25 protein-coding genes are annotated in these 23,958 nt (G+C 54.2%); 15 read left to right on the top strand and 10 right to left on the bottom strand.

Annotated features, from left to right (window positions below):
- Window positions 1-32: 32 nt before the first annotated feature.
- The 7 genes from ABD837_RS08580 to ABD837_RS08550 all read right to left on the bottom strand — a co-directional run bounded on the left by ABD837_RS08580 (window position 33) and on the right by ABD837_RS08550 (window position 3,235).
- Complete coding sequence (locus ABD837_RS08580; RefSeq protein WP_345052927.1) at window positions 33-353, bottom strand: YegP family protein; 321 nt, start codon at window positions 351-353, stop codon at window positions 33-35.
- A gap of 27 nt (window positions 354-380) precedes the next feature.
- Window positions 381-1,079: a PD-(D/E)XK nuclease-like domain-containing protein gene (locus ABD837_RS08575; protein ID WP_345052924.1), complete on the bottom strand. Its 699-nt coding sequence runs from the start codon at window positions 1,077-1,079 to the stop codon at window positions 381-383.
- Window positions 1,080-1,191: 112 nt separating this feature from the next.
- On the bottom strand, window positions 1,192-1,896 hold the full coding sequence (locus tag ABD837_RS08570) for a hypothetical protein (RefSeq protein ID WP_345052922.1): 705 nt from the start codon (window positions 1,894-1,896) through the stop codon (window positions 1,192-1,194).
- Between the two features lie 68 nt (window positions 1,897-1,964).
- Window positions 1,965-2,120, bottom strand: a complete 156-nt coding sequence (locus tag ABD837_RS08565) for a hypothetical protein (protein WP_345052919.1) — start codon at window positions 2,118-2,120, stop codon at window positions 1,965-1,967.
- 48 nt (window positions 2,121-2,168) lie between these two features.
- Window positions 2,169-2,483, bottom strand: coding sequence for a DUF3846 domain-containing protein (locus ABD837_RS08560; protein WP_345052917.1), 315 nt, complete (start codon window positions 2,481-2,483; stop codon window positions 2,169-2,171).
- A 46-nt stretch (window positions 2,484-2,529) separates the two neighbouring features.
- Window positions 2,530-2,922 carry a hypothetical protein gene (locus tag ABD837_RS08555; RefSeq protein WP_345052915.1) on the bottom strand — a complete coding sequence of 131 codons (393 nt, stop codon included), beginning with the start codon at window positions 2,920-2,922 and terminating at the stop codon, window positions 2,530-2,532.
- A complete protein-coding gene (locus tag ABD837_RS08550) occupies window positions 2,915-3,235 on the bottom strand; it encodes a hypothetical protein (RefSeq protein ID WP_345052912.1) in 321 nt (106 codons plus the stop codon). Before ABD837_RS08550 ends, ABD837_RS08555 begins: the two co-directional genes overlap by 8 nt.
- 165 nt (window positions 3,236-3,400) lie before the next feature.
- Here ABD837_RS08550 and ABD837_RS08545 point away from each other — a divergent pair, with 165 nt between their 5' ends.
- The 3 genes from ABD837_RS08545 (at window position 3,401) to ABD837_RS08535 (ending at window position 5,415) form a co-directional block, all read left to right on the top strand.
- Window positions 3,401-3,760, top strand: coding sequence for an SLOG family protein (locus ABD837_RS08545; RefSeq protein ID WP_345052910.1), 360 nt, complete (start codon window positions 3,401-3,403; stop codon window positions 3,758-3,760).
- A gap of 925 nt (window positions 3,761-4,685) precedes the next feature.
- On the top strand, window positions 4,686-4,964 hold the full coding sequence (locus tag ABD837_RS08540) for a hypothetical protein (RefSeq protein ID WP_345052908.1): 279 nt from the start codon (window positions 4,686-4,688) through the stop codon (window positions 4,962-4,964).
- A 19-nt stretch (window positions 4,965-4,983) separates the two neighbouring features.
- A complete protein-coding gene (locus ABD837_RS08535; protein ID WP_345052905.1) occupies window positions 4,984-5,415 on the top strand; it encodes a M15 family metallopeptidase in 432 nt (143 codons plus the stop codon).
- 350 nt (window positions 5,416-5,765) lie between these two features.
- Here the strand turns inward: ABD837_RS08535 and ABD837_RS08530 are convergent, their stop codons facing one another.
- Genes ABD837_RS08530 through ABD837_RS08520 form a run of 3 tightly spaced genes read right to left on the bottom strand, consistent with a single transcriptional unit; the run spans window position 5,766 to window position 8,244 of the window.
- Window positions 5,766-6,581 carry a hypothetical protein gene (locus tag ABD837_RS08530; protein ID WP_345052902.1) on the bottom strand — a complete coding sequence of 272 codons (816 nt, stop codon included), beginning with the start codon at window positions 6,579-6,581 and terminating at the stop codon, window positions 5,766-5,768.
- Window positions 6,582-6,595: 14 nt separating this feature from the next.
- A complete protein-coding gene (locus tag ABD837_RS08525; RefSeq protein WP_345052899.1) occupies window positions 6,596-7,534 on the bottom strand; it encodes a phosphotransferase in 939 nt (312 codons plus the stop codon).
- Window positions 7,531-8,244 carry a Gabija anti-defense Gad2 family protein gene (locus tag ABD837_RS08520; RefSeq protein WP_345052897.1) on the bottom strand — a complete coding sequence of 238 codons (714 nt, stop codon included), beginning with the start codon at window positions 8,242-8,244 and terminating at the stop codon, window positions 7,531-7,533. Before ABD837_RS08520 ends, ABD837_RS08525 begins: the two co-directional genes overlap by 4 nt.
- A 620-nt stretch (window positions 8,245-8,864) precedes the next feature.
- Between ABD837_RS08520 and ABD837_RS08515 the strand changes: the two genes are divergently transcribed.
- The 12 genes from ABD837_RS08515 (at window position 8,865) to ABD837_RS08460 (ending at window position 23,900) form a co-directional block, all read left to right on the top strand.
- Window positions 8,865-9,332 carry a LexA family protein gene (locus ABD837_RS08515; protein ID WP_345052894.1) on the top strand — a complete coding sequence of 156 codons (468 nt, stop codon included), beginning with the start codon at window positions 8,865-8,867 and terminating at the stop codon, window positions 9,330-9,332.
- 161 nt (window positions 9,333-9,493) lie between these two features.
- Window positions 9,494-10,789, top strand: a complete 1,296-nt coding sequence (locus ABD837_RS08510; protein ID WP_345052891.1) for a Y-family DNA polymerase — start codon at window positions 9,494-9,496, stop codon at window positions 10,787-10,789.
- A gap of 30 nt (window positions 10,790-10,819) precedes the next feature.
- The gene (locus tag ABD837_RS08505; protein WP_345052889.1) at window positions 10,820-11,101 is read left to right on the top strand and encodes a hypothetical protein; all 282 of its coding nucleotides are present in this window, start codon (window positions 10,820-10,822) and stop codon (window positions 11,099-11,101) included.
- Between the two features lie 61 nt (window positions 11,102-11,162).
- Window positions 11,163-11,483 carry a hypothetical protein gene (locus tag ABD837_RS08500; protein ID WP_345052887.1) on the top strand — a complete coding sequence of 107 codons (321 nt, stop codon included), beginning with the start codon at window positions 11,163-11,165 and terminating at the stop codon, window positions 11,481-11,483.
- A 49-nt stretch (window positions 11,484-11,532) separates the two neighbouring features.
- Complete coding sequence (locus ABD837_RS08495) at window positions 11,533-12,204, top strand: hypothetical protein (RefSeq protein WP_345052885.1); 672 nt, start codon at window positions 11,533-11,535, stop codon at window positions 12,202-12,204.
- A 109-nt stretch (window positions 12,205-12,313) separates the two neighbouring features.
- Window positions 12,314-13,306 carry an HNH endonuclease gene (locus tag ABD837_RS08490; protein WP_345052883.1) on the top strand — a complete coding sequence of 331 codons (993 nt, stop codon included), beginning with the start codon at window positions 12,314-12,316 and terminating at the stop codon, window positions 13,304-13,306.
- Between the two features lie 109 nt (window positions 13,307-13,415).
- Window positions 13,416-16,730: a helicase-related protein gene (locus tag ABD837_RS08485; protein WP_345052881.1), complete on the top strand. Its 3,315-nt coding sequence runs from the start codon at window positions 13,416-13,418 to the stop codon at window positions 16,728-16,730.
- A 31-nt stretch (window positions 16,731-16,761) separates the two neighbouring features.
- Window positions 16,762-20,637 (top strand): Eco57I restriction-modification methylase domain-containing protein, encoded by a 3,876-nt coding sequence (locus ABD837_RS08480; protein WP_345052879.1) that lies wholly within the window; start codon window positions 16,762-16,764, stop codon window positions 20,635-20,637.
- Between the two features lie 23 nt (window positions 20,638-20,660).
- Window positions 20,661-22,637 (top strand): AAA family ATPase, encoded by a 1,977-nt coding sequence (locus tag ABD837_RS08475; RefSeq protein ID WP_345052877.1) that lies wholly within the window; start codon window positions 20,661-20,663, stop codon window positions 22,635-22,637.
- Complete coding sequence (locus ABD837_RS08470) at window positions 22,637-23,218, top strand: hypothetical protein (protein ID WP_345052875.1); 582 nt, start codon at window positions 22,637-22,639, stop codon at window positions 23,216-23,218. The genes ABD837_RS08475 and ABD837_RS08470 overlap by 1 nt, the downstream gene beginning before the upstream one ends.
- A gap of 2 nt (window positions 23,219-23,220) precedes the next feature.
- Window positions 23,221-23,715 (top strand): GIY-YIG nuclease family protein, encoded by a 495-nt coding sequence (locus tag ABD837_RS08465; RefSeq protein ID WP_345052872.1) that lies wholly within the window; start codon window positions 23,221-23,223, stop codon window positions 23,713-23,715.
- Window positions 23,716-23,741: 26 nt separating this feature from the next.
- Window positions 23,742-23,900, top strand: coding sequence for a DEAD/DEAH box helicase family protein (locus ABD837_RS08460; protein WP_345052870.1), 159 nt, complete (start codon window positions 23,742-23,744; stop codon window positions 23,898-23,900).
- The last annotated feature ends 58 nt before the right edge of the window (window positions 23,901-23,958 follow it).

The following is a 23,958-nucleotide window of genomic DNA, read 5'->3' as shown; positions in this document are numbered from 1 at the left end:
GCCAGCGGGCTTTTTTGCGTTTGATTAAATCGTTAGCTCAGGTCTTGCAACTGCGCTTCGGGGGCTTCCCGCAGGACGACTTGGAGGCCGTGGTCGCGGGCCTGGGCGGTAGTGTACTTCTCGCTGCGGCCAATGATTTCGCCGTTGGCAGCCACGTGGTTAAAACCGTACTGGCCGGCGTTGAAAAAGGAGTCAAAGCGCTGGGGCTGGCAGTTGGCCTTGACACTCTGGATGCCGTTTTCGCAGCTGGCTTTGCTAGTGTAGCCTTCGCCGGACTGGACAATCTCGCCGTTGTCGGCGCGCAAGTGGTACCAGTACTGGCCGCTGGTGCGGGAAATTTGAAAGGTTGCCATGGGAAAGAGGTGTAGTGAAAGGGTTGCTTAGGCAGCGTGCGCCAGCGGACGGGGAGTAACTTGGGGCGTGGCGGCAGCTGGCATACGGGGAATTAGCTGGGCGTGATGCCGGAGCAAGGTGCTGTACTTCTTGCGGCCCTGGTCGAGGAGGCCGGGCAAGACTGTTAGCTCAACGCGCCATACGGCGTGTGGGGCTTTCTTCTGCACGCCAATGATGAGAAAGCGGGTGGCCCCGAGCACGTCGAGGTAAAGGGCGGCCTGGCGGTCGTAGTCGTACTTCTCGATGGTGGTCAGGAAGTGGGCGAGGTCGGGGCTGCTGGTTGTTTTGAAATCGATGAGCGTGAGCTGGCGGCCGGCGCGGCTGCGCACCAATAGGTCGGGGCGGAGCTTCACTCCTACTCCGGTGGCGATGTGGATGGCGGTATAGGACTGCTCGGCCTGGCCCCGGTAGAGCAGGTCGCGGCAGTAGCGTTGGCGGCGCACCTGGCGGGCCAGCGTTTCCAGGTCGGCCCATTTGATGCCTCGCTCCTCGGTACGGGCGTAGGTGGCCGGCTCAAGCACGGCGGTGTGAAAGTGGGAGCCGTAGGCTAGTGCCACAGAGTTGAGCTGGCGGGGTTGGCCGAGCAACTCGTTTTTAAGCGTGCTCAGGTCGGTGTTGCTAACCTGGGGCAAGGCCCGGTGCTGGGCCTGGGTCAGGGCGGGGTGATGTGTAAGGGCGTGGAACATGAGCAATCAGAGTTAGAAGCTAGGGATTAGGGCTAGGGCTAGAATTAGAGCTACTTCGGCCCGCTGGGGCCGCCCACTCCGGAAGGGAGAAGGCGGCTGGTGGGCGGTGCGACTAGGCTGCCATGGGCAGGGCGGCCGCTTCGGCAGCGGGCTCGGGGCCGTCCTCGGCGGGCACGGTGTAGCCGTGCTGGATGCGCACGTCGGCGTTGCCGGTGTAGGTTTCGGCGCGCCAGATGGGGAAGTCGCGGGCGAAGTCGTGGCGGGCGGCTACCTCGGCCGCGTCGGCGGCTTCGTAACTGAACTGGGCGATGTAGTAGGTGGCCGTCTTGCCGTCCTTGGTGGTCTGCTTCTTCTCGGCAGTGACTTTCACCGTCACGTCGGCCAGGGTCAGGTCGTCGTAGAACAGCGGCTCGATGAGGCGGTAGAGGTTTTCGACGCTGTAGCCGTGGAAGAGCACGGCGCAGATGGCGCCTTTGTCATCGGCAAAAAACAGCTCGGCCCACAGCTTGCGGCCCATGTTCAGAATGTCGTCCTGGAAAACGCGCCAAGCAAGCGGAATGAAGGAAAGCGTGCTGCCGAGCGGGACGGTACCATTGATGTTGAACTGGCCGGCCTTGGCATCGAAACGCACCTGGCGCGGGTGGCCGGGTAGGTAGCGGAAGCGGTTCGACCAGGTTTCTTCGCCGGTGCTCTCGTCCACGCCGGCGACGAGGTAAGCCGGGCGGGAGCTGACGGTGAGGGTAGCGGCCGACTCAATAACGAGGGCAGCAGAGGTAGTGGCCTTAGCGGCGGTTTTGGAAGTGGTGGCAGTTGCCATAATGGGAAGGGGTTGGGAAGTGAAAAAAGTGGGGCCCGTTGGCGGCCGGCCCCGGCGCCGTTTGGGTGTTAGTTGGCCGCTGTGACGGGCGACGTCAGCACGTAGTATTTGCGGAATAGGGCCTTTGCCTTGGTGAGGTTGGCGGCCCGCACCGTGTGGAGCACGGCGACTTTGGAGTGGTTGTCCTTTTCGTAGCCGTAGGCTTGGAATAGCTTGGATTTCATGAGAAAATGAGGCTAAAGCGGGGCCAGCCGTAGCTGGCTCCTGATGAGTTAGCGGAATTGCTGGTCGTGGCAGAGGATGGCGCGGCCCACGATGCAGTCGACGCCGCGCGCTTCGGGCTGGTGCTGGTGCCAGACGTAGGTGGCCAGCAGGTTGAGGTAGGCCGGTTTGCGGAACTTGCCCTCGTCGTCGATGATGAGAATGAGCGCCTCGCTGACGCGCACCACGTCGACGGTTTGGCAGTCGAGCAGCTGGTACAATTCGGCCAGCTTGAAGCTGCGGCCGTTGGCGGGGCTGACCGGCTGCGGCTGGGCGCTGTTCGGGTCGAGCAGATGGGGCTGATAGGTAGTAGCAGTTTTAGGCATGATGCTGACTTTTGTGGCCCGCGCCGTAGCAGCGCGGGCCTGTTGGCTAATAGCGGGGGTATTTGGCGCGGGCGGCCTGCAAGGCAGCACCGGCGGGGCTGGCGTGGAATGCGGCGGCAGCGGCCTTGTAAGTGGCCTGGGCCTCGCGGCAGCGCAGGATTGCGGCGCGCAGCTGGGCAAAGCGGCCGGGCCCGGAGCGGTACTCATCGCGCAGCGCATACTTGGCGGCGCGGGCATCGAATAGGGCGGACTGTGCGCGGGCCAGGACCACGGTGGCGGCCGAAGCAGCCGGCGAAACGGGCGGTATGGGCTGGGGTGCGGCCTGGGGCTTGGGTGGGTACTTGGCTTCCATCCGGGCCAGGGTGGCGCGCAGGGCGGCCAGCTTGCCGGCAACCGCGCCCGTGGTGGGCGCGGCTGGGGCTAAAACTAGGCTAAGCATGAGCGGGGATGCCAGCAAATTCATCCTCGGCCTTTATCACCTCCCACACGGCCCCAAAGGCAAAGCCTGGGTGCGCGGCCCGCATGGCACGAAAAGCCAAGCGCAGCGCCTCAAATGGGCAGGGAGAGAAGCCGGCAAATCCACCGGCGGGCTGGCACTCCGGGCGCGTGGCCAGGCTAAGCATGACGTGCCAGGAGGTACCGCCCTTGCCATAGGTGGCGGCGGACTGCGAAACGTAGATGCCCGAAAAAGAACAGAGGGCGGGTCCTTTCCAGGCGGCAGCGGCGAGCTGCAAAAGTTGATTGGGTTGCATGGCTGTAGGAGTTAGCCGTGAGGTGCCCGCGCCGTAGGCCTCCGGGGGGCGGTCGCCGGGGCTTTCCCGACTACAAACCAAAGATACAAACTTATTTGAACTATAACAACTATTTTGACAAGCAAATATGCTTGTTTGACAACTTTGTTTGTCGTATCTTTAAGTATGGAAAAACACAAAAACAAGACAGTGGCGGTGGTGGGCAGCCGGGGCGTGAGAAGCTGCGCCGCGCTGACCCGGCGACTGGCCGAACTGGAGCCGGCGGAAGTGGTGAGCGGCGGGGCCGCAGGGGTGGACGCGCTGGCTGCCAGCTGGGCGCGGAACCACGGGGTGCCGCTGACCGAGTTACGGCCCGACTATGCTACCCACGGCCCCACGGCCGCCACCCACGTGCGCAACGCCGAGATAGTGAAGCGGGCCGCCCTGGTGCTGGTGGTGTGGGACGGCAAGAGCAAGGGCACGCTGAGCACGCTGAAGGCAGCCCGGCGCCTGGGCCGCCCGGTGGAACTGCTGCCCCTGGACTAGCGGCCCCTACCCAACCGGAAACGGCCCCGGACAGGCGGGAGAACAACCACTAAAAGCCTTTTTAAGGGGTTTGGGGCTTGCCCCAATGGATGCTCGGCGGAGCCGGCTGCTTGAGGGTGAAGCGGCCGACCAACGGGAGGGTGCGGAAGCCGAGGAAGATGACCGGGCGTTAGCCGGGGCATGATGGCGGGGGCTTGGGGCTCTCCCCAATGAAACCCTCCGCGAAGCGGGCCTTGCCTCTGCCTGCGTGGCTGGAACGCAAGCTTTACTGGCAGGTGGCGGGCCTTTTTCGGCCTGCGGCCTGCAACCGAATTAAGGGGTGCGGACGGGCGGCGTGGGGCTATTTTCTGGCCCTGCGCGGCCCGGGTGCGGTGCGGTGGGCGGGCGTCAGGGTATCTTCTGTGGGGACTTGAGTGGCGGGGTATCGGTGCGGTGGGCAGAGGGGCGGGATGACGCTGGAATGAGCGCAGCGACCGGAGGCATAGCAAGCGGAGGGAATGAGGAGCGCAGCACAGCGGAGCGAGGAATGGACGTAGCGCCGTGTTGCGGAGGGAGTGCAGCCCATGGAAGCGGCGGCCGGCACCGGGCGGGTAATGGTAGCTGACGGGCGGCGCTAGGCCTTTTTGGGCCTGGTGCGGCACGGCGGCGTGGGGCGGGGCTTCTGCAGCATCAGTGGTAGCAGTGGTTGAGCTGAGGGATGGGAAGGGCGCGACCAACGGGAGCGGTGCGCAGCACGGGAGCGTCAGCGGCCCCCTGGACAGCCCGCCCCCGGCCCATAGCGGAGCGGAGGGCCGGGGGCAGCCCCAAATAATCAACAGACTTGTATTAATGCAAAATATATGTGGCAGTCGTTTTATTCAGTATGTAAAATAAAGTTGATAAATCGTAGCTTTGTACAAACAATTTTTACTAAATCATATTCGCCATGTTTAGCAGCACGAAAGCAGGACATATTTCTCACATTGTGACCACGGCATTGCTGGGTCAAGTAGTGAGCAGCGGGCTGACCCCGCCCGACCCCACAAAAATTGAGAACTACGGGCACCTGATTATTCAGGCGCTGGTGGCACTGGTGACCATTTGGGCGACGGTACGCAAGGCCTTGCAAAAGCCCGAGGAAGTGGTGCGGGTGCCGGTGGAGGTAGTACCGGTGGAGAAGGTCGGCAATAGCGACAACGGGAGCAATGGAAACGGGGCTGAATAGCACGACGACGGTTTTGCAGGTGCTTCCACCGCCGCGGCTGAATGTGGCGCAGCGGTTGCGGCAGGCCACGCGGCTGTCGCAGGTACGGACGGAACTGGTGGAAGCCTATCAGGTGGCGTTGCGGCGTTGGATGGGTGACCCGGTGCTGATGGCGCTGGGGCTACCGTTTGTGAGCGAAGGCTACCGGTCGCCGGAACGACAGGATGAGCTGTACACGCACGGACGAAGCGCGCCGGGGCCCATCGTGACGTACAAGCGCGGCGGGGAAAGCAAGCACAATACGCTGCCGAGTCAGGCGCTGGACGTAGCATTTCTGCTGGCGGATGACGAAGTAAGCTGGTCTCCTGCCCTATTGAGCAAGTTTGCGCGGCTGATGAAGGCGGCCGATGCGCGGGTGCATTGGGGTGGCGACTGGCCGGGGTTCAAGGACAGGCCGCACTTTGAAGTGTAGGGTGGAAACAAGCTGCCCAATGCGGTCCGCTCGTTTTGGTTTGTGACAAACGTGTTGCCCAAGACCTGCACGGCCGTGAACCTGGCACATAGAGGCGTGTCGAGGCCCGTAGGGGCGCATGGTATATGCCTCTTGCTGAGAACTTGCTTGACGGCGTTAAATCTGCTTGCAGTTCAAAGCCTATGAAAGCTCGCACACTAAGCGCAGATGTGGGAGCGACTCCAGGGCTACACCAAGCTCAACACTCTAGGCGGCAGTGGCCACCAAGGCACCCTCGAAGCGACGAAAGAAGCTTAGGCCACCGGAGAAACAGAAAGCCCCGCCAGTGGCTGGCGGGGCTTTTTTGACGGTTAATCAGAGTCCGTTTTATTGTCAGCAACAGCCTCCGTGGAGACTTTCTTCTTTTTACTTTCACTGTTGCCTGCCCCAAATAAAGTTTTCGATATCAGCCTTAGCCTGTCAACTACCTCAACTACTCCAAATCCTGCTATTGCAGCAATTGCGATGTATGTAATATCTCCATTGGCTGATGATGTATTGAAAAAATGGGTCTTTGTTAAGATAATTATTAATGGACCAATTGTAAACCCCATTAATGGGCGTAAGAGATACCAGGGCCACCAAACACTTATGTCTAATCCTTCATCAGTATAGCATATTACACCAATAAAATCAAAAATAGTTCTTATCTGCACTCCGATAACGGCTGACCACGCTGAAAGCCATAATAGCGAAAGAAGCAAATCAGTTTTTAAGCCTTCAGATAGGAATGCTAATTGATTTATAGAGTTTCTAAATTCAGGGTAAGATTTCTGTTTAGAATCAATTAATTTCAATAAGCGAGTCTTGCTAGAATCGTTCAGTGGCACCCTTATGATTAAGTCATTGCTCGGTCTGCTGTAATAAAACCAATCGGGGTAATCTCCAAGCGCGATTGAATCCTGATTTTCCCATTTTGTGCGGATTGTAAACGAAGTCGCTCCCCTATAAGCTTCTGAGAACATCCACACAGATGCGATGGTAATTATTATAATATACGCTGCTACATATCCTGCTTTATTTTGGTTGCGCCCCTTTTTTTGGGGGTTGCTTTCAACGGCATTCAGCTGGGCGTTCATTACAATACTGTGGTCTTGGACTGCTGTCGTATTTGTATTTGGTACCATGAGGTAATGTTTTTTTACAACGAATCAATTGATGCAAAAGAGCCTGGGAAAATATCGCGCGGATTGTCTCTTGGTTTTCCATTTGGCAGCGGCTGAGAAAGATATTTGCTTATCCTCAGTAAGCGGATAATGCTATAAAATTGAATTATTTCAAAAGAAACCGCCCCTAGCTTAATATACTTATTCAATAGTTTATCACAAAACACAGAATTCATCTCTCTCGCATACAAGTAACCCGCTTCCATTGCAATGTCGCCTGACATGACTGCATCAAAATCAATGAAACCCGATAGTTTATTTTTGTTGATTATGATATTTTCAGGACTAATATCACTCCACAGGAACATGGGTGATGTTCTTCTTTGGGTTAAAATGAATTTAATCTCATGCAAGAACTCTATTACCTTAGTTATCTTATTTGTACTAATATTTAGATTTGAAATATTTTTAATTCCTTCCTTGATGTTATTGTTCAAGAATGCAGTCCAATTATCATTGGCGCCTGTAGATGAATCTATTAATGCACCAAACCCAATGAATTGAATCCCGTGAAGCACTGTAATATTTTTGAATATTTGAGTGGTAATTTCGTTTAAAACCGGTAATGGCATTTCATTGAGAACACTCGAAAGTGGTTGTCCTTGTAATTTTTTATAAATAATGAAATCGTACTTGCTAGAGGTTTTCCTGGAATCGTAAACGACTTCGGGCACTAAAGCATTTTCCCGCTCTGCCAACTTAAATAAATCCGGCTCATAATTAATTATATAGCTAAGATTCTTTGGATAAAACCTAATAATATATTCTGTGTTGTTTGATGCTATCAACGTGTACTTATGTGTCATAGCACCCATTGCTATTTTTTCAGCACTGATGATAGAAGTTCTAAGCGCAGCTGAAGCGAGCATCATTAATTTGCCGTTGGCAATGAACATTTCTGATTCATTTTTCATAATTTTGATACCAAGCCTTCTTTAATATCCGGCTTAAAGAAATATTTCTCAAATAAATACAGGTCTTTGATTCTGTATGAATTTTGAATAATCCATAATAGAGTTTCCTCTTCTATGACATAATCTAGCTTTGAAGCATAATGCATGAACCTGAACCAGAGAACAGATAATCTTGGAACAGGCACTTGAGCTGAGATTATTTCATCAGGGAAATCAAGCCTCACTGCCTTCAAGATGTTATTTTCAGAATCCTCTAACCCCCTTATCGGGTTGTGCAAGACATTAGTATAAATATTGAATCCTACCGCGTTTGCAGTGAAATCAAATTGCAATAATGTCTCGTCGATGCTTGTTGGATTTCCAAACCCAACATCAAATTTATGAAAAGGAACTATGTCATAATAAAATGACGTCATTTGATTTGGAAACCATCGTGGTGAGCCGTATTGACCGAATTCTAGCGTTCCTTTTTTTGACAATAGATTCTGCAGCCGTTCAAATTGGTTACTTTTTTGGCTTAATGTATTAACAAACAAGTCAACGTCTTTCATCTGTTCTGTTGTATTGCTGATTAGATTCCGTATTGCTCCTCCTGCAATAAAAAAATCTAAACTTTGGAATTGAGTCAAAGTGTTTTTTAATTCATTGAAAGCAGGTACATTATTTAAATTGCGACGAATTAAATCGGTATAGTATTTATCTACTGTCATAAAATTCATTTAAGCCGTCACGTATTTTGTAAGACCATCTCCATTATCGACGGCATATAGAAGATATGATGAGAGCCAAAGGTAGTATACTAAAAAGCACTGCCAGACACAGGTATGGACTTTTGTTGCTATGCTAAGGCCACTTACTTTTTCAACAGGGGTTTCACCACTGAGCCTCCCTGGACGTGGCACGGGAACAGGTCCAAGAACTCCGCCAAGGATACCACCGGCGCCCGGCGAAACTCGATAGCCAGCAGCACCTGGAAATGGCGGTCGTTAGTGACGAGGCACTCGGCGTCCGCGGCAATGGCACGTCTACAAACTTGTTGTCGCCGCCATCGGCCGCGACAAGATGCCAGTGGTAGTAGGCTTCCTTAAAAATGGCCCTGTCCGCTCATATCAACTGCTCGGGTCATTCGCCTCCATGCTTGTTTTATTTTCACCGGGTCACGTTGAAGACACAATGGTTATCTATAATGGATAGGAGTGAATAAAGAAGTTTGCACATGAGCAAGCATCTTTGACAGGCTTTGTATAACTTTACTAATATTATTGACAATTTCAAAACTAATTTCATTAGTAACGCCGTATAATTGCATCCCTAATAGGGGGATAAGCATATGGCAAACGTGATTTTACTAGGCAGTATCCAGGCTGGGCTTTCGACGCTGCCGTTCATTGGCACCCGGCTGTCGTGCGGGTTTCCGTCGCCGGCGGCGGATTATGAATCGGAGGAAGTGGATTTGAACCGGATGATGCTGCGGCACCCGGATGCGTCGTTTCTAGCCCACGCGCAGGGCGACAGCATGACGGGAGCGGGCATCCACGACGGGGACGTGCTGGCGGTGGACAAGAGCCTAAAGCCCGCGCACGGCGACATTGTTGTGGCCTGGGTAGGAAACGAGTGCATGGTGAAGCGGCTAATGATACGGGCGGACTCGGTGGCCCTGGTGGCGGAGAATGCGGCGTATGCGCCGGTGGTGGTGCGCGACGCCGAGGAGTTGCGCATCATGGGCGTGGTGGTGCTGGTGCTGCATCCGCTGGTGCAGGAAGGCCGGCGGGGGCTGGGGTACGTGCGGCCGGGGTAAGGGCTGACATTTTGTTTGACACCGACTAGTGAAGCGCCGGACTTCTCTATTTTCTACGCTTGCCTGGCAGCGCTTGTAAACAGCCAGGAAACCTACTACAGCCTTCTTTTTTCTTCACTTGGCCCCTTCCTCAAGAAGTGAGCCCACTACCCTAATGCCTTATGTTCGGCCTGGTTGACTGCAACAATTTTTACGCTTCGTGTGAGCGGGTTTTCCGGCCGGAGCTGGAAGGGCGGCCGGTGGTGGTTCTTTCCAACAATGACGGGTGCGTGGTGGCACGGTCGCAGGAAGCGAAGGTGCTGGGGCTGAAAATGGGGGTGCCGTATTTTCAGGTGAAGGCGGAATTTGAGCAGCGCGGCGGGGTGGCCTGCTCCTCGAACTACGAGCTGTATGGGGACATGAGCCGGCGCGTGATGTGGTACCTGCAGCAGCGGGCGCCGGCGGTGGAAATCTACTCGGTGGACGAGGCCTTTCTGGATTTGCACGGCATGCAGCGGCATTTCGACCTAGCGGAATGGGCGGGTGACGTGCGCGGAGCGGTGCGGCAGCGCACGGGCATTCCGGTGTGCGTGGGCATTGCGCCGACCAAGACGCTGGCCAAGGTGGCCAATCGGCTGGCTAAGAAAGATGCCATTGCGGGTGCGGGGTCTGGGGTGCTGGTACTCGACGACGAGGCGCAGCGGCGCGAGGCCCTGGCGCGGGTGGCGGTGGAGGACGTGTGGGGCGTGGGGCACCGAAATGCCGCCAAGCTCTACGCGGTGGGAGTACGCACGGCGGCGCAGCTGGCGGGCGTGGGCGATGCCTGGGCCCGGAAGCACCTGGGCGGCGTGGTGGGGGCGCGGCTGCTGCACGAACTGCGGGGGTTTTCCTGCTCGGGCGTGGTGGTCGAGGACGAGGTGCGCAAGTCAGTGTGCAAGTCGCGCTCGTTTGGGCAGGTGCTCTCAGAGCTGGAGCAGGTGGCCGGGGCGGTGGCCACGCACGCGGCGCGGGCCGGCGAGATTCTGCGGCACGACGGGCTGGCGGCACGGCTGCTGACGGTGACGGTGGAAACCAGCCGGTTTGCGAACCTGCCCCCGCCCTACTCCCACTCCGCGCAGCTGACCTTGCCGGTGGCCACCGACGACACGCTGACGCTGACGAAGTGGGCCCAACGGGGACTGGAGCGGATTTGGCGGCCGGGGTTGCGCTACGTGAAGGCCGGGGTGGTGCTCGATGGTTTGGAGCGGGCCGGGACCAACCAGCAGGCCTCGCTGTTTGGGGACTTGGGCGCCTCGCCGGCGCGGGCCAAGCTGATGGGCGCGCTGGACGCGCTGAACGGGCGCTACGGGGCCGGCGCGGTGAAGGTGGCCGCGGCGGTGCCGGCGCCAGGTACGCGCGAGCCCTGGGCCATGCGGCGGGACGCGAAGAGCCCAGCCTTTACAACGAAATGGGCCGAGCTATGGCGGGTGCGGTGCTGATGCAGCTATTTATTCTATACCAAGCAGATTATGGCAAATGCGCGAATGTTGATGGGGGCCCGGGTGACAGGCCGGCTGGGAGAGGGCCGCACAATGGAAATAACGCGACCGGGCAAACCGCCGTGGCGCACGGTGCTGCCGGCGGAGCTGGACCAGGAAGGAGCCACGCCCGACCTGGTGGACTACGTGACGGCGAAGTACCTGGTCGAGCTACCCACGGAAAGCATTCGGCTGGGGTGGGAAACGATTTACGGCCTGATACGCACGACCCTGATGGAAGCCGACGAAACGCCCACCGACTTGGCGGCGTGACTCGGGCTGCTTCTCGAATGAAATCAAACAGCCCTTTTTTCAATCAATTGACTTGACTCTTATGGCTCACCCCACTCCTCCTGCCCACCTGCCCGGCAGCCTGGCCCATTATGAAACGCGCCGCGGCGTGGTGCGGCGCTTGCACAACCGGCGCATACTAATGATTATCACGCCGGAAGGCGACTACCAGATACAGATTGCCAAGGCGCTGGCTCCTGGTGAGGCAGACGAACTGCGGCGGCTGGGGCACCGGGACGCGGTGGACGACTTCATTTTGCGGGACCGGGCGCGGTATTCCATCATCCAGCTCACGGCTGAGGCGTTTGAGGCGGCGGTGTCGTGCTATGAGCAGCTGAAGGGACGGCAGCAGCGGAAGCGTTAGGTTGGGCGGGGCTTCGCTTATCGGGTGAAGACCGTAATTTAGGTGGGCTATGAAAACCTATTCATCCCGCAAGGAACCGATACCGTCTACCCGACTGCTGTACAGCTTGATGCAGGAACGGCCAGCCGTTGAAAAGCTGGCAGCAATGGGCAAGGTGTACGAGCCGCTGCTGCGGCTAATGCTGGCTTGGCCGGCGGCAGAGAAGCAGCCCACGGGTAAAGCACTGCAACAGCAGTTGGGCGTTAACTCGGCCATGTACCGGCGGTGGCTGGATAATTGGTCGGCAGATTTCTGGGAAATGGCCCAAGCTGAAGACACTGGTTTCCTGGATTTTTCGTCCGTGGAGCATGTGTTTGAGCTGCACCACCTGGAACAGAGCATCTGGTTTCGATGCCGCCTAGCTGTCACGCCGCGAGTTGGTGAAGCGGTGGAGCTGCCCTTTGTGCTTCGGCGTTACTGGAATACTTATTATGTGGATGCCGTGCAGCATGCGTATCGCAACGGGCGCACTGAAATTTCAATCATTCTGCGGGAGGGGCGCTACAACTCGCATCTGCAGCACCTGCGGCACAAGGCTCGTTTTGAGCATGACTACTGGACTGTGGACCAAGGCGATGACTTTGATGTAAAGGAGTATTTCCGGGAGAAGGATAAGCCAACGAGTCCTGTCCTTGCGCCTGTGGCTGCCTTTCGCAGGAGAGGAAGCGGGCGTATGAGGTAGCGATGCAGGGTTGCTGCGTGACTGAGCACAGCTAATTGAGTTATAGGCAAGCGCGAATAGCCATTAGCGGGTAGTTTTACCCACTCGCTCATCAGCCCGTACCCTCTCCTTGACGACGCTCCTACCCTACCTGGCCAAGATTACCAAGCTGAAAGTGGATGTGCGCACCGTGGCGGGGGTGCGGCTGGAGTCGCCGTACAAACCGGCGCTGTTGTTGGCGGTGCTGGAGGGCATTGAGGAGACTGGCATCCGGGACAACCGTATCGAGATTACACCGGAGTTGATTGCCGCGTTCAAGGCGTACTGCCAGCTGTTGAGCCCGGGGCCGGAATACTCGGCCTGTCCTTTTCAGATGCCGTTTTTCCACTTGCAGAGCAGTGGCTTCTGGCATCTGCATGCACGGCCAGGACGTGAACTGGTGCTGACTTCGTCGAAGTCAGTGCGCAGCTTTGGGCACCTGCGCGACGTTATTGCTTATGCCTCGCTCGATGCGTCGCTATGGGACTTGCTGTTACAACCGGTGGCCCGGGAGCAGGTGAGACAGGCACTGCTGGCGCGCTACTTCCCACTGACTCGGCATTACTTCCGGCCGCGGGCCGGCCGGGAAAAGCTGGATGAGCTAGGCCGGCAGATGCTGGAGGAACCCGCGGCCGTGTACAACCGAGTGGTGGACGTGGCCGATGAAACGGAAGTGCTGGTGCGGAGTGCGGTGTTTGGGCGGGAAGTGCTGCGGGCCTACGAGTCGACTTGTGCGGTGTCGGGGCTGCAACTGCTGAGCACCACCGGGGCAGCGCCGTTACTGGACGCCTGCCACATCGTGCCGTGGTCGGTGAGCCACGATGACACAATTGGGAATGGGTTGTCGCTGTGCCCGAACCTGCACCGGGCTTTTGACCGGCACTTGTTCTGGATTGATGATGACTACCGGGTGCGCGTGGCGGATGGGTTTGGCGAGCTGGGCGGGCACGACTATGGGGTGCAACGCTTCAATGGGGCGCAGTTGCGGTTGCCGAAGGTGCGGACGTGGTGGCCTAAGGTGGAGAACTTGGCGACGCAGAGAAGCACAAACAAAAGCCTTGAAACACGCCAGCACTTGTTATGATTTGATGAGAAAACTCGGTCGGCGCATAGTCGAGGATGGGGTGCAAAACGGTAACTTGCTCCTTTATTGACATAGGCTATCATACACTAGGTAGCCGTGTTTCGACTTAATGACTAAGACTAAGTTCTTTACTAACCAGGACGGCAATACACTGCTTGAAAAGCTAAGAGGCCTTTTCGAGCATATGCCCGTTCATCAATTTGATGCACTGGTCGGTTTCTTTCGGGCTTCGGGCTGCTACCGGCTGCGTGAGCTACTAGCTAATGTAGCCGAGGTGCGTATTCTGGTTGGCATCAATGTGGATGCGGCGCTGCAGAAGGCTCATGCGCAAGGCCTACAGCTGGGCAACGCGATGCGGGCGCGGCAGCAAGCCATGGATGACTTGGTGGTTGACATTCAGCAAGCAGAATACACGCGGGAAGCTGAAGAAGGCATCCGGTGGTTTGTTGACGGGGTGGCGAGTGGGCGGCTGCAGGTGCGAGCTCACCCTAGCCAGCGGCTGCATTCCAAAATATACATCTTCCGGCCTCAGCCTTTCAATGAGCATACTTCGGCTTCGGTTATTACGGGGTCGAGCAATCTGACAGAGGCCGGGCTGAAGGACAATTTTGAGTTCAACGTGGAGTTGCGTGACTATGATGATGTCTGCTTTGCTACAAAGACATTTCAGGACCTGTGGGAAGAGAGCACGGAACTGTTGCCGGCCGACCTGCGCCAGACGGTGGCCACACGAACGTATCTGAACGATGATTTAACGCCCTATGAAATCTACCTCAAGTGTCTGGTGGAATACTTCGGCAAGGCCATTGATGAGGAGTACGGCACAATAGCAGACCTCATCCAGAACGACAAGTTCTATAAGCTGAAGTATCAGTTGGATGCCGTGACGGATGGCTTTCGCAAGCTGAAGCAACACTCAGGGTTCTTTCTGGCCGACGTGGTGGGCCTGGGCAAAACCATCGTGGGGACGCTGATTGCAAAACGGTTTTGCCAGTTTGCGCGCTCAGCGGCTCATACGCCGCGGGTGCTGATTATAGCGCCGCCGGCGCTGGTGCGGAACTGGGAAGAGGCTACACGGGACTTTGCGCTGCAACGCTTCGGAGCCTATGACATTCTGCGCAATGGCTCCTTGCACAAGCTGCGGCACGACCCGGAAGACTATGACCTCATCATCGTGGATGAAGCGCACAAGTTCCGGAATGATACGGCCGGGGCGTACGGTCAGCTGCAGCGGCTGTGTAAAACGCCAACGCGTCGAAAGGTGCCGGGCACGGATACGTTTGAGCGCAAACGGGTCATACTGATTTCAGCGACACCGCTGAACAACCGGCCCGAGGACATTGCCAATCTGCTATACCTGTTTCAAGATTCGAAGCAGCCAACCTTGGAAGGGGTTGATAACCTGCAGCACTTTTTCCGGCAACGCACCGATGAGTACCAGCGCCTGAAAAACGTGTCGCGGGGGGACATGCGGGAGGGGCTGCGGCGAGTGTACACCCTGATTCGGGAGAAGGTGTTGGAGCAAGTGACGGTACGCCGAACCCGCACCGACCTGCTAAACAATGAGGTTTACCGGCAGGACCTGGATAAACAGGGCATTGTGTTTCCGAAAGTAGGCAAGCCTTACAAGCAACTGTACAAACTGGAGCCGGCGCTGAATCAGCTCTTTGATGAAACCATCCAAGTGCTGAGCAAAGAGCTTAAATACAACCGCTACCGGGCTATTGACAAACTGAAGGAGCCGAAGCGTAGCAAGTACAAGTATGCCAAGCGAATTTCGGATTCGCTGGCGCACATTATGCGCACGCTGCTGCTGAAGCGCATGGATTCGTCGTTTCTGGCTTTTCGCAACTCGCTGCGGCGGTTTGCGGAGGCCAACGATGCCATGGTGAAGATGTTTGCGCAGGGGCAGATTTTCATCGCGCCCAACCTGCCGGTAACGGAGCTTATCCTGAACGACCGACTAGATGAGTTGGAGCAGTTGGTGCTGGAGCGGGCGGAGCTGGACCCAAGCATTGAAGTATGTACCCCGGATGATTTTGAGCCGGACTTTCTGCCGGGCCTGATAGCTGACCAACAGCTCGTGTGGCCGCTGCTGGACCGGTGGGAAGTTTTCAAAGCCAGTGACCCGAAGCTGGATGCATTCATGCAGGTGCTGGAAACTGAGTTTTTTGCCCTTGAGCGTAACCCCGGCCAGAAGTTGGTGATATTCTCGGAAGCCCGAGACACAACTGAATACCTAGCCAAGCAACTCCAACAGCTTAGCAAGCGGCGGGTGTTGACTATTGACTCGAGTAATCGGGAGCGGATGATGACCACCGTGCGAGCCAACTTTGACGCTAATTTGCCATCAGGTCAGCAGGCACAGGACTATGATATTCTATTGGCCACTGAAGTGCTCGCCGAGGGCGTGAACTTGCATCGAGCTTCGTCCATCGTCAACTATGACACTCCCTGGAACTCAACGCGCCTAATGCAGCGCATTGGGCGGGTGAACCGCATTGGTTCAGTAGCAGACCGGGTGTACGTTTACAACTTCTTCCCCACGGCACAGGTCAACTCGTCCATCGACTTGGAAAGCAAGGCTTACCTAAAGCTGCAGGCCTTTCACGAGGCCTTGGGGGAAGACTCGGAAGTATACTCACCAGAGGAGGAGACGCAGACTTTCGGCATTTTTGACAAAGACCCTGACGAGGGCCAAGATGAGCGGCTGATGCGGCTTCTGTGGCTACGTGAACAATTTCGGCGTGAGCCTGAGCTGTTGGACCGCCTGCGTCGTCTGCCCCTGCGGGCCCGCACCGGCCGCGAGCACCCTACCCTTCCCGCGTTGACGGGCAGCACTCTGTGCTATCTGCGGACGCATCGGCGCGACGGTTTTTATTTATGCGACCGACCAAGCGGGCAGGCGCTGGAAGAACTGTCGTTTTTGGAAGCAGACGCATACCTGCGGGCCACACCCGATGAGCGGCCCAAACCCTTGCCTCCCCATCACCACGAGCATGTGCGCCGGGCGGCAAGCCACTTTGGGACGGTAGTGGCCCAAGCCGCAGCACAGCCGCAAGTGGTGCAACGCGTAGCCCCCAACGAGCGGCGGGCGCTGGATTTCCTGAGTGGATGCTTGCTGCTGCTGCCGCCCGATGCGGCTCCAGCAGAACGTTTACAGTTACGAGCCGCACAGATGGCCGTGTCATCGGGTACATTCCAACAGCTGCAGCGAGAGATTAATAAGCTGCAGGGAAGCCTGAAGAAGTTGAATATTTCATCGGGTGAGCAACTGGCGGTAGTAAGTCGTCTGCTGACTAAATATCCATTACCAACTCCGGAAGATTTGACGACCGGTGCCTCAAAGCCAGTGAACTCAGATGAGCTTGGAGAAGGCGTTGGTTGGTTGCCACGCATTATTATTTCTGAATCGTTGGTTTAGCTCATTGGGCTAGCTTCTATTACTTTGCCTCGTGGTTGACTCTACTATTCTGAAATTCTTTCTGCGCCAAGACTATAACCGGGCAGCTTGGCAGCCACGGCTTAAGCAACTATTCGGCGAAGAGCGCACGGAATTTTTCGCAGAGCAGGCCGTGAATGACCTGCCCAACCCCGACCCTAAGCGGGTGAAAGCTATGCGCCACTTCGGCTATGTGGATTTGGGGGAACCTACCTTCTTTGGAGCGCAACACCGGCTGGCACTTGTGGAGGTGGAGTTGCAGCCTGATACAACGGATATAGCTCGTAACCGGGTGGGGTTGCGCGCTCTTACTTATCCATTTGTAGACGGGGTTCGGGCGCATGGGGTACTCGCCTTCTACTTTGACCCGGAACAACCGGATTATCGGTTTTCATTTCAGACGCGCCTAGCGAAGAATCGTGCTGACAGTGGAGGGATACCCACGCTAACAGGCACTGACCGCCGCCGCTATACTTTTGTGCTAGGACGCCATGAAGCGGCCACTACTGCTGCTGCACGTCTTGCTGAATTAGCCCGAAAAGCAGGTCGAAGCACGGTTGATGATGTGACCGCAGCATTTTCGGTTGAACGACTGAATGAGGATTTTTTCAAACAGTACAAAATTCATTACAACCGGTTTTCTGAGTATCTCGCTAATAATTACGGGCCTGCATTTGGACTAACAGCCGTCCGGCTCCGACTCAAGGAGCAGCAGGAAGCGCAGGAAAAGCCTGTGCGTGATTTTGCAAAGCGTTTGTTAGGGCAATTAGTCTTTCTGTATTTTCTACAAAAGAAAGGCTGGATGGGCTGCTCCAATGGGAGTGTGGAATGGACAGATGGGCACCCTGAGTTTCTCAAGGAGTTATTTGACCGGTATCAGAAATCGGCTGAGTTGGAAAACAACTCCTTCTACAGCAGTTGCCTCAAACCATTATTTTTTGATACCCTCAGTACTCGCCGCAACAATGATGAGCTACTAATTCCGGGGCTGGACTGGAAGTGCCGAGTACCCTACCTAAATGGTGGATTATTTGAGCGAGAAAAACGCCGGCCAGGGCAGCATGGGATTCCAGTACCTACGGCCTTGCCAGAGGACGTAATTGAGATTCCAGACCCACTATTTGATGAGTTGTTGACGTTTTTTGGTCAATACAACTTTACAATTGAGGAAAATAGAGCCGACGACCACGACGTAGGTATCGACCCGGAAATGCTCGGGCACATTTTTGAAAACCTACTGGAAGAAAACCGGTCGAAAGGTGCTATTTATACTCCGCGGCATATTGTGCAATACATGTGTCAAGAGAGTCTGATAGGGTACCTAAGTGCTCGTCTCGGATGTCATGGAATTGAGCGGGAGGCAGTGGTCGCTTTCGTGCGGCATCATGAAGTGAGTTCAAAACTTGGGGCTGTGGCTGGCATTGCGCAGCGTCTTTTGACGGAAGTGAAAGTTTGTGACCCGGCCATTGGTTCGGGAGCTTTTCCTATCGGGCTTCTGCAAGAATTGTATGCAGCTCAGCTTTATCTGTATCCGCACTTGCCCAATGAACGGCGCCTGCCTTTTCAGCCTGCTGAAGTGAAGCGTGCTATTATTCACCACAACATCTATGGCGTGGACTACGACCCCGGAGCTGTAGATATTGCCCGACTTCGTTTCTGGTTAGCATTGGTGGTAGACGAAGTTGCTCCGGAGCCTTTGCCAAACTTGGACTACAAGGTGATGCAGGGAAATTCATTACTGGAGTCATACCATGGCATTGAGCTTCACCACTTGCGCCCTGAGCATCGGGTACAGGCAATAATTGAGGGTGGCGAGCAAGGTATGCTATTTGGCCAACCGGTGCCGCGCCAGGCCAATATCAATTTCGCCCCAAGTGACCAAGAAAAATTAGAAGAACTGCTCAACTATTATTTCGACCTAGAAAAGCAGGTGCGAAAACCAGGGCAAGCACGACTTACCAAGCAACAGCTCCGGGAAGACATTGATAAAGTGGTGCATGAGCATCTGCGTTACAACGTGGAAGTTGTGGCGCACGAGGCTGACCTGAAACGAGACGAGGAACAAGCGAGGTATGATGCTATCCGCCTGGATGCAAACGACCCTCCTGCAAAACGAGCATCGAAGGAAAAAGCACGCAAGCTTCAGTTCACTCGACTAGCAAGGGCTATTAAAGAAACGGAGCGTCTTGAAAAAACGGTAGAAGATGTTGACCAGCTGCAAGAAACTGCCACACGGCCTTTCTTTTTATGGCATCTCTACTTCCGGGAAGTATGGGCTGAGCGTGGTGGATTTGACATTGTAATTGCCAACCCACCCTACATGAGGGTGCAGGAAATTGAGAAAAGCACCCCTGAGCTAAAGCCCTACTATGAGGCGGCATTTCCACGAGTAACGAAGGGTGCATATGACTTGGCGAACCTGTTTGTACTGCACACGGTAGAACAGTTGCTCAACCCTGATGGAACCGCTTGCTTTATCTTCCCTCACAAGTTTTTTAATACGACCTCGGGAGCGGATTTCAGGGATATTCTGCTAGAAAAAGGCTATTTGCAGAAAGTAGCACACTTTGGCACGAATCGTCTTTTTAATGATGCTGACACCTTTGTGTGCGTGGCCACGCTGACACAGAAACCAAACAGTGAGTTCGGTTTGCAGATGTTCCCCTATCGCATGCCGCCGTCAACTATCCGTGTTCGGCTTGTTGATGACTCCCTGTACCAACCAGTGTCACTAAGCACCATCAGGCGGGCATCGGAGCTATATGGCGAAAACCTATGGCTACTGCTAAAAGACGCAGCTGAATATGAGCTTTTCGAAGCTTTATATCGAGATAGCCCGGCACGCTTCAAAGACGTGCTTCGCATTTATGTCGGTTTACAGACTAGTAATGACAAGCTGTATCAAGTACAGATAGTAAAAGAAGACGCGGATTTCTACTGGGCAAAAAATGAGGTAGAACCAGAACGACTTTGGCAGTTAGAAAAAAGATGGTTTAGACCCATAGTACGCGGCCGCGACGTGCAACGCTATGAACCATTGCACTACGATGTGCTAGTGTTTTTCCCTTACGAGATTGGCCAGAATGGAGAGGCAACTATCATAACTCTGCCTGAACTACAGCGACGCTTTCCATTCACATTCCAATATGTGGCACATTACGAAGCAGAATTCAAAGGGAGAGAACGAGGTAAAGCCAATCAGCTTGAGAACTGGCATGGATACCTATATCCGAAAAGCTTAAATAAATTCGACAGCCGACGGCTAAGCAGCATGGAAATATGTACGCTGCATCCGAACGTGACTATGAATGAAGGCTTTAGTCACAACTCCAAGGTATACAGCTGGGAGCTTAGAGAAGGCGTTGAGCCGGCCTTCAGCTACGAATTTCTGCTAGCCCTAGGAAATTCTCAACTGCTTTGGTGGTTTCTGCGGCGTACTGGCGATACCCTCAAAGACGACGCCCGCACTCTTAAGACCAATTATCTCAACCCTTTCCCTCTCCCGCCTCTGCCGGCGCCAGAGGTAGTCACGACCATAGAGCGGTTGGTAAGCTACTTACTCTGGCTGAATGATTCCACTAACCCAACTGCGGTTGAAGGCTTGCCTAATGGCGCAGTGGCACAGTTGTTCCGGCAGGTGCTTGACCTAGCGGTGTGCGAATTGTATCCTGGAATAGCCAAGCGTATGAAGGAGCGTGAAGTTGATGTACTGGTCAGCTTGAGCGGTTTGGGGGCACTGCCTTCATTACTTCCCGACTCTTTGGCGGTAGCGGCTATCATTAACAAAGTTTACAGTGGCTGGCAGCAACCAGAGTCAGCAATACGCAACCGTCTTCTGTTGGCCAGCACCAGAGTTCCCGAGTGGCTTGGGCCAATACTCGCAGCATAAATTCATAGCTCTTCTTCTACCATATGAAACGCATTCAGGAGCTTCGGCTCAAGAATTTCAAGGCATTCCACGACAAGCTGTTCAATTTTGAAGGTAAACACGCCTTAGTTTATGGCAACAATGGTTCAGGAAAATCTTCAATCTTCTGGGCTTTATACACCTTCTTACAGAGTACTGGAAAGGCAAAAGAAGATATAACAAAATACTTCGTACCGCTAGTTGAAGGTGTTGAGCAGACATACCAAAGCTTGCGCCACGTATTTGCTGACGCTGATGCAGAAGCATTTATTGAGTTAACCTGGGCCGACGAACCGACGACAACTCGCACAATACAACGGATTGGATTGGAAGCAGTTGGTGGCACAGATAAGGTAACAGGGCAACCGCTTTCTGCGCTTGACCGCACCCGCACTGACCCCGCAAATGGTACCGACTTTACTATTCGGGAAGCTAACCTCGGGTCTGATTTTATCCATTACCGGTTTTTGCAGGATTTCTACCAACGCTCCAATCGGGAAGAGGTGAATTTGTGGGCTGTATTTATGCGAGACCTTTTTCCCTTTTATCAAACTACACTATTCAGAGACAATTTAGGCCAACCCGAGCGAATCGAATTGGTTTTACGAGAGCTTTTAAAAAAGGCTCATGGTCGAGCACGTTGGCACAAAGACCCCCGCAAGGATTTTGAAGAACTTATAAAAAATGCTAACCAAGCAATTGCAGAATTTGTAGCTAATATTAGAAATAATGCTAACACGTTTCTTCGAGACCATTTTTTAAGTGGAGAAGAAACTTTGCAAATTGAACTAGCATATAATGGGCAGCTTTATTTCGATTTACTATGCGCTGCACCAAAAACAGCAATAGACAGGGAATGGCGAACTGATACGAACGATGAATTAAGTGTAGTGCTTAGCGTAAAAGTGAAGCGGGTTGGTCAGCCTGAGGTACACCACTATCGCCCACAATCTTTCTTAAACGAAGCACAACTTACCCGTGTAGCACTGGCTGTTCGCTTAGGAGCGCTGCTACTTCGCGCACAGGATAGTGAACTCAAGCTATTATGTTTGGATGATTTGCTGATTAGCCTAGATATGGGCAACAGGAAGCACGTATTAGACTGGCTTTTTGGCGAGAACGGAAAATACTGCCGCGAATTCCAAATAATATGCTTCACCCATGACCGAGAACTCTACCGAGTGCTGAGACACTACATTACCAAGCCTGAAGCTGGAGCTTGGAATGTGTTTGAATTGGTCAACAATGAGAGGTTTCCAACTCCACAACCTAGCCTCTTAGATGGTGGCAGCAATAATTATGTAACACAGGCTTGGAGGCGTTTCCATGCACTCGACTTCCCGGCATGTGCTAATCTTCTTCGAAAGGAAACTGAACGGCTGCTGAAAGTCATACTGTCACCGGCCGACCGTTATCACCCGCTTAGCAACGACTGCGAACCTATTCCAATGCCGTTGGGAAGCCAAATTGAGAATTTGGAAAATGTATTCGCAAAAGCCGGCAAAGCAATTGGGGTACTAGGTGACTTGGCACTATTCAAACAAATTCTGTTGAATCCACTGTCACACGATAGTTTCTCAACTACAGTTTATCAGAGCGAATTGTACACCATGATGGATGAGACAATTCCTGCACTGCAAAAGATGGGCAGGAGAGCCGCCGTGCCATTGAAAGAGAAGGGTGAAACAACACTCAAACTGGTGGACAAGGATGGCCAAGGAAATGAGTACACCTACACTTTGCAGCTACACGAAAACTTATGGCTGTATACATTCCCTGATGGTGGCACAGCTTACTCACATCCCAAATGCCAAGTTATGGAACGTGTTGACACCAGCGGCAAAAAAGAAATATATACCCTGGAGCAAGGCAAATGCAAAGACCTTCTTAACGCATACGACCGAATCAGATTTACGCTTGATAAAATTAAGCCACCAGTACAAGCTCGTCCGCTTTACGAAGTAATTGACCTCACTGCATAATGTCTAACCTCCGCATCCTCCGCTACCAACACGGCCACCTATACGACCCATTTACCCAGCAACGGGTAGAACTCGCGGATGGGGCCGTTTACACGCTTCTGACAGACCAAACTGAAGGGTTTGTACCAGCTCCGCCAGTGGGCAAGCCTTTCGACCCTTCGCGAGATGTTTTGACTAAGCCCGCACAGGAAATAGCCCTGTCAGGCAAAGCTCACTGGCACCTACTTGGTCGTCATACCAAATTATATTTTGACGTCCACGCACCAGGAAGCACTGACATTCGGTTTGAGGTCGAGTTGTACGAGGACCTGTTTTTGGTTGCGCCTAATCCAAATGACAAGCCACTGGATGCATCCTTCCATGACTGTCGTTGCATTGCCAGGCCTCTCAGCACTGGATTTCCCGACCCGGTCTATGGCTCGTCGCTGAACGATGTACGCAAAAGCACCTACGTACACTATTTCCATAATTTGGGTAACCCTGCTGGCAATGTGTTTAAAAAAATGACACTGCCGAGCGGCAATTCACTATATAAAATGCGGGACGAGCTAGATTACAAATTTCGCCACAACCAACTGTAACAGTGCGCAATCAAGACCGAAAGGCCCGCAAAAATTTCGATAACCATGCGGCTAAACTTCCTACCTATTTCGCCACCCTGGAAGCCTGTGTTCCGGCCACTCGCTCTGAACTGGCCAAACGCATTCCAAAAGACACGGCCGGCATTTATGCTTTCTACCACAACGACCAACCGGTGTACGTGGGCCGCACCCGTGACTTGCGTCGCCGACTAGGGGAGCATGGGCGGGTAGGTTCAACACATTATAGCGCTTCGTTTGCGTTTTTGCGAGCGCGGCGGGCTGCTGAAGCAAAGGGCCATGTGCTTACCGGAAAATCACGCGCGGAGCTAAGCGATGACAAAGAGATATTTAAACCATTTTTCGTGTCTGAGAAGGCAGTGGTGGCTAGCATGGCTGTACGCTGGGTAGTCGTGGATGATGCCGTCACGCAGGCGCTGCTAGAAGTGTACGCAGCGTTGGCGCTTGAAACAGAGTTTAATTCGTTTGTGACGAGTTGAAAGCACTACTTTTCTAGCCTCTACCCATGCCACACTTTACTCCTGAGCAACAGGCCATCATTTCAGCCGCAGGTGACCTCAAAATCAATGCAGTGGCGGGTAGCGGTAAAACCACTACCCTACTGGAATACGCGCGGGCACAGCCCGCCCGCACCAGAATTCTATACCTAGCCTTTAATAACTGATGTTACGCAGTATTTTTCCGATTTAAATACGCTTTTCGATGGCCTGCACGCTGGATTT

Origin of the sequence: Hymenobacter glaciei, from assembly GCF_039539585.1 — a bacterium.
Taxonomy (GTDB): Bacteria; Bacteroidota; Bacteroidia; order Cytophagales; family Hymenobacteraceae; genus Hymenobacter; species Hymenobacter glaciei.
The sequence above is the reverse complement of the archived record's forward strand: the minus strand, read 5'-3'. Positions and strand labels throughout refer to the sequence as shown.